This window comes from Nitrosomonas sp. (assembly GCF_043753625.1).
Classification (GTDB): Bacteria; Pseudomonadota; Gammaproteobacteria; order Burkholderiales; family Nitrosomonadaceae; genus Nitrosomonas.
This window is the reverse complement of sequence record NZ_JAYUWI010000123.1, coordinates 1-10,369: the sequence shown is the minus strand read 5'-3', so window position 1 is coordinate 10,369 and position 10,369 is coordinate 1. Positions and strand designations below refer to the sequence as shown.

11 protein-coding genes are annotated in these 10,369 nt (G+C 42.7%); 10 read left to right on the top strand and 1 reads right to left on the bottom strand.

Translation table 11 applies throughout. The features are described 5' to 3' along the window. The coding region (locus ACH10T_RS10610) for a transposase family protein (RefSeq protein WP_394809246.1) at nt 1-148 on the bottom strand (148 nt) is incomplete at its 3' end. A 201-nt stretch (nt 149-349) separates the two neighbouring features. On the opposite strand from ACH10T_RS10610, the gene iscR reads away from it, so the two are divergent. The 10 genes from iscR to ACH10T_RS10560 all read left to right on the top strand — a co-directional run bounded on the left by iscR (nt 350) and on the right by ACH10T_RS10560 (nt 10,304). Beyond that, nucleotides 350-811, top strand: coding sequence for a Fe-S cluster assembly transcriptional regulator IscR (gene iscR, locus ACH10T_RS10605; RefSeq protein WP_394809245.1), 462 nt, complete (start codon nt 350-352; stop codon nt 809-811). A 209-nt stretch (nt 812-1,020) separates the two neighbouring features. Further along, nucleotides 1,021-1,362, top strand: coding sequence for a HesB/IscA family protein (locus ACH10T_RS10600; RefSeq protein WP_394809244.1), 342 nt, complete (start codon nt 1,021-1,023; stop codon nt 1,360-1,362). Between the two features lie 120 nt (nt 1,363-1,482). Beyond that, nucleotides 1,483-2,919, top strand: coding sequence for a Fe-S cluster assembly protein SufB (gene sufB / locus ACH10T_RS10595; protein WP_394809243.1), 1,437 nt, complete (start codon nt 1,483-1,485; stop codon nt 2,917-2,919). Continuing rightward, a complete protein-coding gene (gene sufC, locus ACH10T_RS10590) occupies nt 2,916-3,707 on the top strand; it encodes a Fe-S cluster assembly ATPase SufC (RefSeq protein ID WP_394809242.1) in 792 nt (263 codons plus the stop codon). Before sufB ends, sufC begins: the two co-directional genes overlap by 4 nt. Beyond that, complete coding sequence (sufD, locus tag ACH10T_RS10585; RefSeq protein ID WP_394809241.1) at nt 3,704-5,005, top strand: Fe-S cluster assembly protein SufD; 1,302 nt, start codon at nt 3,704-3,706, stop codon at nt 5,003-5,005. The genes sufC and sufD overlap by 4 nt, the downstream gene beginning before the upstream one ends. 2 nt (nt 5,006-5,007) lie before the next feature. Further along, nucleotides 5,008-6,267 carry a SufS family cysteine desulfurase gene (locus ACH10T_RS10580; RefSeq protein ID WP_394809240.1) on the top strand — a complete coding sequence of 420 codons (1,260 nt, stop codon included), beginning with the start codon at nt 5,008-5,010 and terminating at the stop codon, nt 6,265-6,267. Beyond that, on the top strand, nt 6,267-6,749 hold the full coding sequence (gene sufU, locus ACH10T_RS10575; protein ID WP_394809239.1) for a Fe-S cluster assembly sulfur transfer protein SufU: 483 nt from the start codon (nt 6,267-6,269) through the stop codon (nt 6,747-6,749). The genes ACH10T_RS10580 and sufU overlap by 1 nt, the downstream gene beginning before the upstream one ends. 106 nt (nt 6,750-6,855) lie before the next feature. Next, nucleotides 6,856-7,416 (top strand): NifU family protein, encoded by a 561-nt coding sequence (locus ACH10T_RS10570; protein ID WP_394809238.1) that lies wholly within the window; start codon nt 6,856-6,858, stop codon nt 7,414-7,416. 502 nt (nt 7,417-7,918) lie between these two features. Further along, on the top strand, nt 7,919-8,353 hold the full coding sequence (locus ACH10T_RS10565; protein ID WP_394809237.1) for a hypothetical protein: 435 nt from the start codon (nt 7,919-7,921) through the stop codon (nt 8,351-8,353). A 22-nt stretch (nt 8,354-8,375) separates the two neighbouring features. Next, on the top strand, nt 8,376-10,304 hold the full coding sequence (locus ACH10T_RS10560; protein WP_394809236.1) for a diguanylate cyclase domain-containing protein: 1,929 nt from the start codon (nt 8,376-8,378) through the stop codon (nt 10,302-10,304). The last annotated feature ends 65 nt before the right edge of the window (nt 10,305-10,369 follow it).

Below are 10,369 nucleotides of genomic sequence, written 5' to 3'. Positions count from 1 at the left end.
TAGCCACCCAATTGTCCGCCCCACAGATAACAGCGCATAAGGCGATAAAAAATATATCCTGTAACTGGTGTTTCTTTTGCCTGTCTACTCTCGGATCTGCAATACTTGAAAAGTGATGGATAATTGACGCTATCGGTTTCTCTATCATTTGAAATCAAAATGATAAAGCTAATACCTCATCTTGTTTCTGTTTTTAAGCCTCTTTAAGCCCGATTGCCCTGGCGCTACATCAACACATAGTTGACCAAATCAATCAGGTATTGTATAGTTGACTAAATCAATCGGGTATTATTCATGCAAGCACTTATTTTTAACAATCAACCCACCCGATTTTTAGAAGGAGTCAATCATGAGATTAACAACAAAAGGCAGATTTGCGGTAACAGCATTATTGGATCTTGCTTTACAACAAAGCAGCCATCCCGTGACGTTGGCAGACATTAGTCAGCGGCAAAAAATATCACTATCTTATTTGGAGCAGTTATTCGCAAAATTGCGTCAATCCGAGCTCGTGGATAGTGTGCGTGGACCTGGTGGCGGTTACTGCCTTGCAAAAGATTTAGATAAAGTATCGGTAGCTGACATTATTCTTGCTGTGGATGAACCTATTGATGCCACACAGTGTGGCGGTAAAGAGAATTGCCATAACGATGGAAAGTGTATGACTCACGACTTATGGGCGAAACTAAACGATCTTATTTTTGAATACCTTGGTGATGTAACACTTAAGGAGCTTGTTGACAATCAAATAAATCAACAAAACGATGCCATCGTACCGCTTCTTGATATGCGTGAAACAAGCGCTGCATAAATAGAGTATCCGCCAGTTAAAAATCTCGATTCTTGAAGATATCATCATGATGACTTTACAAGTTCTTATACTGAACAATTTAATCAGGCTTGTGTCCAATCATTTTGTGATAGTGAATGTAAAGAGCGCGTCTGATCATATGGAGCAGACGACATATAAATACCTTGATAATTTTAATCAAATTGAGAATATTGCAGTGAATTAATATTATGCCAATTACCTTAACTGAAAATGCCGCAAAACATATCCAACAGCAACTTGCAAAACGAGGCAAAGGGCTTGCGTTACGAGTTGGAATTAAAAAATCAGGCTGCTCAGGATTTTCTTATATATTCGACTATGCGGATGAGATCAAATCAGATGATCAATTATTTGAATCCCATAAAACAAAAGTAGTTGTGGATACAAGCAGCTTACCCTATATAGATGGCTCTCGAATCGACTTTACCAAGGAAGGCCTCAATAGCTCGTTCAAGTTTATCAATCCTAATACTGATAACACATGTGGCTGTGGCGATAGTTTTAGCGTGAAAGAACCTACTAAGAGTTGACTCAAGGTCATGGTAGTTTCAAATGAATTTTTTTCTTTTTACAAAAAACCTGACTTGACTTTTAGCAATTTGAAATATCTGTTTTAAAACTAAAGATACTAAAATAAAGGAACAAACCAAATGAGCGCAGTACTGCAAAATCTGGTTAATCAACCATATAAACATGGCTTCGTTACTGAGATTGAATCCGATATCGCACCCAAAGGACTAAACGAAGATATCATCCGATTAATTTCGACTAAAAAGAATGAGCCCGAATGGCTTTTGTCATTTCGCCTAAAAGCCTATCAGAAATGGCTAACGATGACTGAGCCAGAATGGCAGAATGTTCATTATCCAAAAATTGATTTTCAATCAATCAGCTACTATTCAGCACCCAAACCAAAGCAAAAACTCGCCAGTATGGATGAAGTTGATCCTGAATTACTGCGCACATTTGAGAAGCTCGGTGTACCCATGCACGAACGCGCAGCACTTGCAGGTGTCGCTGTTGATGTCATCTTTGATAGTGTTTCAGTGGCCACTACCTATAAGGAAAAACTTGCTGAAGTAGGTATTATTTTCTGTTCCATTTCGGAAGCAGTACAAAATCACCCGGAGCTCATCCAAAAATATCTAGGATCTGTAGTTCCAGTAGGTGATAACTACTTTGCGGCTTTGAATTCTGCAGTATTCACCGATGGATCTTTCTGCTTCATACCGAAAGGTGTTAAATGTCCAATGGATTTATCCACCTATTTCCGTATTAACACGGAAGGTTCCGGGCAATTTGAACGAACCTTGATCATTGCTGAAGAAGGCGCGTCCGTTTGTTACCTTGAGGGTTGCACCGCACCCCGATTTGATACAAATCAGTTGCATGCAGCAGTTGTTGAATTGATCGCATTAGATAATGCGGATATTAAGTATTCAACAGTTCAAAACTGGTATGCCGGTGATGAAAATGGTGTGGGCGGGATATACAATTTTGTAACCAAACGTGGCTTGGCAAAAGGTGTTAACTCAAGAATTTCCTGGACACAGGTGGAAACCGGTTCTGCAATTACTTGGAAATACCCGTCTTGTATTTTGCGTGGAGATAATTCTGTTGGTGAATTTTATTCGGTTGCAGTCACTAACAATTATCAACAAGCCGATACTGGTACAAAAATGATTCATCTCGGAAAAAATACACGCAGCACAATTGTCAGCAAAGGTATCTCAGCGGGCCATTCAAACAGTAGCTATCGCGGTCTGGTACGTATCACTCCAACTGCAGAGGGTGCACGTAACTATTCGCAATGTGATTCCATGCTGATTGGCGACCAATCGGGCGCACACACCTTTCCATACATACAAGTACAGAACAATAGCGCAATCGTTGAGCATGAAGCTTCTACTTCTAAAATCGGCGAAGATCAGCTTTTCTACTTCTCGCAACGCGGTATAGATGCAGAAGAAGCGGTTTCAATGATTATCAACGGGTTTTGCAAGGATGTATTTCAGCAGCTGCCAATGGAATTTGCCGTTGAGGCCACGAAACTTCTGAGCTTCAAACTGGAGGGAAGTGTCGGATGATTGATGAAAACAGCAAAACCATACTTTCTGTTGAAGGATTGTGCGCCAGTATCAACGGTACCGAGATTCTAAAAGGCATTGATCTTACCGTTAAGAGTGGAGAAGTACATGCCATTATGGGTTTAAATGGCTCAGGCAAAAGTACCTTTGCAAAAGTGTTAGCCGGTCATTCAGCTTATGAAATCACAGGCGGATCAGTTCAATTTGAAGGCAATAACTTATTAGAATTGCCTCCTGAAGAGCGCGCGCGTGCCGGATTATTTCTGGCTTTCCAATATCCGATCGAAATTCCGGGTGTTGCTAACACACAATTTCTTCGCCTCGCCTACAATACTGTACAAACAAAACGTGGCAAAGAAGAACTGGATCCTCTTGAATTTGATGATTTTGTGCGTGAAAAAATGAAATTGCTGGAAATGAACCCTGATTTCTTGGATCGCAGTGTTAACGAAGGTTTTTCAGGCGGCGAGAAGAAGCGTAACGAAATTTTACAAATGGCATTGTTAGAACCCAGGCTGAGTATTCTGGATGAGACAGATTCCGGACTTGATATCGACGCACTTAAAACAGTGGCCAATGGAGTCAATCAAATCGCCAATAAAAACAATGCAACGATCCTAGTCACGCATTACCAACGCTTGCTGGATTATATCGTGCCTGATTTTGTACATGTCATGCAGGCAGGCCGCATCGTCATGACAGGCGGGAAGGAGCTGGCATTGGAACTGGAAACACGTGGTTATGATTGGGTTAATACAGATAAATCAGTTGCTGGGATAATCGCATGAGTGATCTAGCCAACACAGATTATCTTGACTATCTGCTTAAATCTTGGTCGATAAAATCGACTGAATCACTGTCTTGGTTGAATCAATTACGCGCTCGAGCAATTGATCGTGTCAGTTCGCAAAAATTGCCGACCCGGCGTGATGAAGAATGGCGCTTTACGGATATTTCACCCTTAGCCCACCTACCCTATCAACCATCACAATCGAAATGCAATCTACAGGTACATGACATTGAGCACTTAACCTTAAAGGAAGCAAAAAACCGCTTGGTGTTTGTTGACGGTCATTATTCCCAAAACTTATCGACGATTATTGACCCTGCCGCACTTGTGATTGGCAACTTGTCAACATTTGTAACAACGCATTCATCGGTTCTGGAATCTCACTTAGGGCAATACGTCCAATTTGACAACAACGTATTTGCAGCATTAAACACAGCCTTCCTACGCGATGGCGCACTGATCATTGTTCCAAAGAATATCGCTATTGTCGAACCAATTCACTTGTTGTTTATTGCAACTCAAACTGAAGTGACTAGTTATCCACGCTGTTTATTGATTGGCGAAGCAGGAAGCAATGTAACACTTATTGAGGATTATGTAGCGCTTCAACAAGCAACTTACATCACCAATTCGGTAACAGAAATCAGCTTGGCTGCCAATGCGCACGCCAAACACATTCGAATTCAGCGTGAAAGCAAACAGGCTTTTCATTTGGCGAACTGTGCAGTATCGCTCGCCCATGCAAGCAATTATCAATCAACCAGCATCTCATTGGGATCGCAAATTTCTCGCTATAACCTGAATGTCCAGTTAACTGATGAGGCAGCAGAATGTGTCATTGATGGATTGACTTTGATTTCAGATCGTCAACTTGCAGATACGCATACTTGCATTGATCATGCCAAACCCAGCGGCACCAGCCGCCAGCAACATAAATGTATTGTCGATGATGCCGCGCACGCTGTGTTTAATGGAAAAATCATCGTACGCCCTCATGCGCAGCAGACGAACTCATCGCAATCCAGTCGCAACTTGTTACTTAGCAAATCGGCACAAGTAGATACAAAACCTCAATTGGAAATTTTTGCCGATGACGTTAAATGTGCGCATGGCGCAACGGTCGGACAATTAGATCAAGAAGAAATTTTTTATTTGGAAAGTCGCGGCTTATCAGCAAAAGCCTCACGCAATCTATTAACCTACGCATTTGGCGCAGAAATCATCAGCCGTGTTCCTGTCACTTCGCTCAGGCAACAATTGGAACAGGCCGTTCTTAATCAGACTCAAAGTAACTAATCATGAACCCAGCCACAGTCTCTTTGAAACCTGAAATTTCAGCCGGCTTTGATATGGAAAAGATTCGCGCAGATTTTCCGATTCTGAAGCTTAAAATTGACGGCAAGCCACTTGTCTATCTCGACAATGCAGCATCCAGTCAAATGCCACAACAAGTTATTGATCGCTTGGTACGCTATCAGACTACGCAGCATGCGAATATCAATCGTGCTGTTCATTATCTGTCCGAAGTCGCCACAATGGAGTATCACACCGCGCGTTGCAAACTCCAACAGTTCGTCAACGCACGTGAAGATCGAGAAATTATCTTTACCAGCGGCACAACCGATTCCATCAATCTGGTCATGCACGGCTACGGACGTAAGTTTATCAAAGCTGGCGATGAAATCATTCTGACCACTTTGGAACATCATTCCAATATCGTACCCTGGCAAATTCTCGCCAATGAGAAGGGTGCAAAAATTCGTGTCGTTCCAATTAATGACAGGGGTGAACTGGAAGTTGATGAATATGAAAAGCTGTTTAACGAACGCACCAAGTTTGTTGGCCTAATTCACGTATCGAATGCACTCGGCACCATTAATCCCGTCCAGCGCATGATTGATTTTGCTCACCAACACGGCGTTCCTGTTCTGATTGATGGTGCGCAAGCAGCACCGCATATCACCATTGACGTTCAAGCTCTCGATTGCGATTTTTATGCCTTTTCTGCGCATAAGCTTTGCGGCCCAACCGGTGTAGGCATACTCTATGGAAAGGCTGCTTTATTGGAATCCATGCAGCCCTTCAAAGGCGGCGGCGACATGATTGCTTCCGTCACTTTTGAAGAAACACTCTACAATACTATTCCACATAAATTTGAGGCAGGCACCCCCCCTATTGCCGCCGCTATTGGCTTTGGTGCTGCTGTTGATTACTTGACGGCTATTGGTATTGAGCGTATCGCTGCATATGAGTTATCCTTACTTAACTATGCGACGGAATGCTTAAACGATATTCCAGGTCTCAGGATTATTGGCACAGCGATAGAAAAGACAGCCGTGCTTTCTTTTACGATCGACGGTATTCATCCGCATGATATCGGTACGATTCTAAATCAGGATGGTATTGCCGTTCGCACCGGACACCATTGTGCACAGCCCGTGATGCAGCGTTTTAATGTGCCAGCCACTTCCCGTGCTTCATTTGCCTTCTACAATAAAAAAACAGAAGTGGATGCCTTAGTCGCCGGCATTAAGAATGTCCAAAAGGTTTTTTTATAATGCATACCAATTCACTGTATCAGGAAGTCATTCTCGACCATAACAGAAAACCACGTAATTATGGCAAGCTGGGTCACGCCAACCACCAAGCAGTTGGGCATAATCCCTTATGTGGCGATCGTTTGGATATTACCCTGCAACTTGAAAATGATCAGATCAATGACATTGCTTTCCAAGGTGAGTCCTGCGCAATTTGCAAGGCTTCCGCCTCGATGATGACAGCAGCTGTTAAGGGAAAATCTCGTTTAGACGCAGAAACACTTATTCATGAGTTTCGTGAATTAGCAACTGGAAAATTGGATACCACACACCCGCATCACCTTGGACGCCTGACGGTTTTTTCTGGCATACGTGACCTGCCAACACGCGTTAAATGTGCGATCTTACCGTGGCATACCCTACATGCCGCGCTCAACTCGATAACCAGCGCATCAACTGAAGCAAATCATGATTCAGCGCACGCGATATCGAGCAAATCCTAATTGATTCAGTAGTATACTAAGTTAGATCGCATCAGTGATCCTGTCATATATACCCAAACAACTTTCCTGAAAAATAATTGCATACTCAGTATTGATAAAAAATAAAATGCCAAAAATTGCTGATATTGAAGGAACGCCTAACAAAAATGCTTTGAAATTTATTCTCAAAGAACCCCTGACCTGGGGAATTGCACGATCGTACGATAATGCCGAAGCCGCTCAAGATGATCCCTTGGCTGCTGCATTATTTGATATCGATCATGTTACGAATGTTTTTTATATCGATCACTGGGTCACAGTCACTCAGGATGGAGAAGCCAACTGGCAAGACCTGGCGCGTGAAATTGCCGATCCAATTCGGGCAGCACCCGCTGCCTCGGCGCAATCTGCCGAAACAGTAGCCGCTGCCAGTAGTGTTCTCGCTGATTTAAGCCCAGAAGATCAATTACGTCTGGAAAAAATCAATGTCTTACTGGATGAAGAAGTACGACCGTACCTGCAGCACGATGGCGGTGATTTGCATATCTTAGGACTCGAAGGCAATACTTTGCGTATCCACTACCAAGGTGCCTGCGGTACTTGTCCCAGTTCCATATCAGGCACATTGAGGGGGATTGAGAATATGTTAAAAACCATTGAACCGGATATTCAGGTAATTGCCATTTAGAATCAATTAAATACTGCTTCATTACTTATCTAAAATATAATGATTGAAGTGACCACCTCAAAAAAATCCCGGCAAGAAAGATACTTCAACAATCGTCTGCAAGTGGGTGTACACTGAAATCAAGCTTGTGGGATGGCGGTGTTGTCATATCCATGATTTTCATACAAAATTTCATTATAGCCGATGTACGATTTTTTCAAGCGAATTCGATTCCAAAGTACAAGTTGATGTAGTCAGCGCACCTCTTTTCCATCGATTTGGCTTGTTCTACTGCTGTGATCAAGGCAAGTTTCTAACACCAAGCATCTCCCAGCGGCATTCGCTTAGCAGCTTAACCGCAGGTTTTGGTTGGGCACGGCAGCCGATGTGTTTGCTTGATGCCGCTAGTGTCATCAGGCCACGATTTCGTGTCTGGCTTGACTCGTCTGAGGATGCCATAAAACAGAAAATAGATTTGCAAATAACTTTAAAATTTCTACCCATAATCCAAATTGGATATCGAATGACTATAGAATCAGAAAAGATTATTTTTGCTAGGCTTGCCTCCCTTGAGGATGAAGTCGGTGTTTTGCGTCAAAACTTTACTTCGGTCAATAGAAGCTATAACGAAGTTCTGGTCTCGCTTAAAGCATTAACTGCCTGTGCCAGTGAAGCCGCAAATCGCGCAGCGGATTCTGCCTCCCAGGCTGCACTTTCCGCCAATAAATCCGCAAGAGCAGCTAGAGAAGCCGCCAATAACTCGGTTATATTTGCCGCCGCAGCAGCGGCTGCCACTGTTTACTCGGAAGAATCCGTCGCTCTAGCTGTAGCAGAATCGGCTCAAGCCACCAAACGCGCAACCACGTCTGCGGCGGATGCTGTGAGAATGTCCAATGAAGCGAGGGATGTTGTGCTGGAAAGTTTTCTGCAACAACAGAATAGTAACAAAGCGACTTGATTGAACGTCAAAGAATACCCTAATGCATAATATTATTAGGCCCTCGAAGACAAGATTAAAGGAGCATTGTATTGCCCTAAGAATTGATGATATTGATGGCATTGATGCAAGATTTGATGCGCTTGAGAATAAGCTAAAAACACTATACAAAAAGGTACCGTTTGGCTTACATACACTAGATAAATCTGGCCATTTCCTCAGTATTAACCAGCAAGAACTCAATTGGCTGGGGTATACAGCGAAAGAAATAATGGGTTTTAAGAGATTTGAAGAATTACTGACTCTAGAAAGCCAAGAAAAATTTCGTAATTATCTAGATCATTGCCACCATGTTGGATTCTTCGATGAGATAGAACTGAATTTAATTGCCGCTAATGGCGAGACTAGACACATTGCTATTTATTCAAAAGCCATTCTAGATGATACTGGAATGGTGGACAAATTTCGATCTGTTCTATTTGACATTAATGGACGCAAAGCGATGGAAGCTAGCTTACTGATTGCTGCTGCCGCTTTTGAAACGCAAGAAGGCATTTTCATTACTGACGCCCACACCATAATTCTGAGGGTGAATAGTGCCTTTACCGAAATTACAGGTTATTCTGCTGAAGACGTGGTCGGTAGGAAAACAAATATATTCAAATCAGGCAGACATGATGCAAGCTTTTATACCGAAATGTGGAGACGCATCAGTAACACTGGCAAATGGTCTGGTGAAGTGTGGAACCGACGCAAATCGGGTCAATTGTATCCAGAATTTCTCAGTATTAGCACGGTAAAAGATCAAGCCGGCAGCATTAGTAATTATGTTGCCACCTTAACCGACATCTCTTCGATTAATGCTGCGGCAGAAGAGATCAGGAATCTGGCTTTCTACGATCTGCTCACCCAGATTCCCAACCGGCGTCTATTTATTGACCGGCTCACCATTGCAATGCGTTTAAGTGCGCGTACCGGATACGGTTGCGCATTACTATTTCTCGACCTCGATCACTTTAAAACACTGAATGACATGCTCGGCCATGACATGGGCGACTTGCTGTTGCATCAAGTTGCAAAGCGCCTGACTCAGTGTGTAAACGACGGTGATACTGTAGCGCGCTTAGGGGGCGATGAGTTTGTCGTGTTACTGGTTGGATTAAGCCATCAACCTATTGAACATGCAGCAACCGCACTGATAATAGCCGAAAAGATTACCGCCGCGATGAGCAAGCTATTTCAGCTCAAAACATGCGAATACTACATCACCACCAGCATTGGAATCACATTGTTCAGCGGCCAAGACCTACCAATGGATGAATTACTGAAGCAAGCAGATATCGCGATGTATCAATCTAAGGAATCCGGACGCAATACCCTGCGCTTCTTCGACCCTAAGATGCAACAAGAGATTACCGACCGGATAACGCTTGAACGCGAATTAGCCCAAGCGCTCAAGTTAGATCAATTCCTGTTATATTATCAAGTTCAAGTCGATGATTCGAATAACCTAATTGGTGCTGAAGCACTGATTCGCTGGTTTCACCCTGAACGAGGGATGATGACGCCATCTCAATTCATTCCAATCACTGAAGGAAATAAGTCGTTGATAATTGCTATTGGCCAATGGGTATTAGACACCGTCTGTGCTCAATTGAAATCTTGGGAGCAGAGTGTACTAACCCGCGAGCTTAGTTTATCAATAAATGTCAGCGCTAAAGAATTCCACAACAACGGTTTTGCAGCAACCGTGAAATCTACTTTGCAACAGCATGGTATCAATCCCAAACGCCTCAAGCTGGAACTGACAGAGAGCATATTGGTCGATAATATTGAGAAAGTCATTTTGACCTTGAGTGAATTAAAAGAAATTGGCATTCACTTTGAGTTGGATGATTTTGGTACGGGTTACTCATCGCTACAATACCTTAAAAAATTAGGCTATGTCATCGTTAATTGTTGGTCACTGTAAATAAACACAAGTTATCATTTATAAACAAGTCGCTAACCAAAAACTATTAATTGATAATTTTATTC

What these genes read in the sequence shown, in the direction of transcription:
- iscR (WP_394809245.1), top strand. Translation starts at nt 350, where the DNA reads ATGAGATTAACAACAAAAGGCAGATTTGCGGTAACAGCATTATTGGAT.
- ACH10T_RS10600 (WP_394809244.1), top strand. Translation starts at nt 1,021, where the DNA reads ATGCCAATTACCTTAACTGAAAATGCCGCAAAACATATCCAACAGCAA.
- sufB (WP_394809243.1), top strand. Translation starts at nt 1,483, where the DNA reads ATGAGCGCAGTACTGCAAAATCTGGTTAATCAACCATATAAACATGGC.
- sufC (WP_394809242.1), top strand. Translation starts at nt 2,916, where the DNA reads ATGATTGATGAAAACAGCAAAACCATACTTTCTGTTGAAGGATTGTGC.
- sufD (WP_394809241.1), top strand. Translation starts at nt 3,704, where the DNA reads ATGAGTGATCTAGCCAACACAGATTATCTTGACTATCTGCTTAAATCT.
- ACH10T_RS10580 (WP_394809240.1), top strand. Translation starts at nt 5,008, where the DNA reads ATGAACCCAGCCACAGTCTCTTTGAAACCTGAAATTTCAGCCGGCTTT.
- sufU (WP_394809239.1), top strand. Translation starts at nt 6,267, where the DNA reads ATGCATACCAATTCACTGTATCAGGAAGTCATTCTCGACCATAACAGA.
- ACH10T_RS10570 (WP_394809238.1), top strand. Translation starts at nt 6,856, where the DNA reads ATGCCAAAAATTGCTGATATTGAAGGAACGCCTAACAAAAATGCTTTG.
- ACH10T_RS10565 (WP_394809237.1), top strand. Translation starts at nt 7,919, where the DNA reads ATGACTATAGAATCAGAAAAGATTATTTTTGCTAGGCTTGCCTCCCTT.
- ACH10T_RS10560 (WP_394809236.1), top strand. Translation starts at nt 8,376, where the DNA reads ATGCATAATATTATTAGGCCCTCGAAGACAAGATTAAAGGAGCATTGT.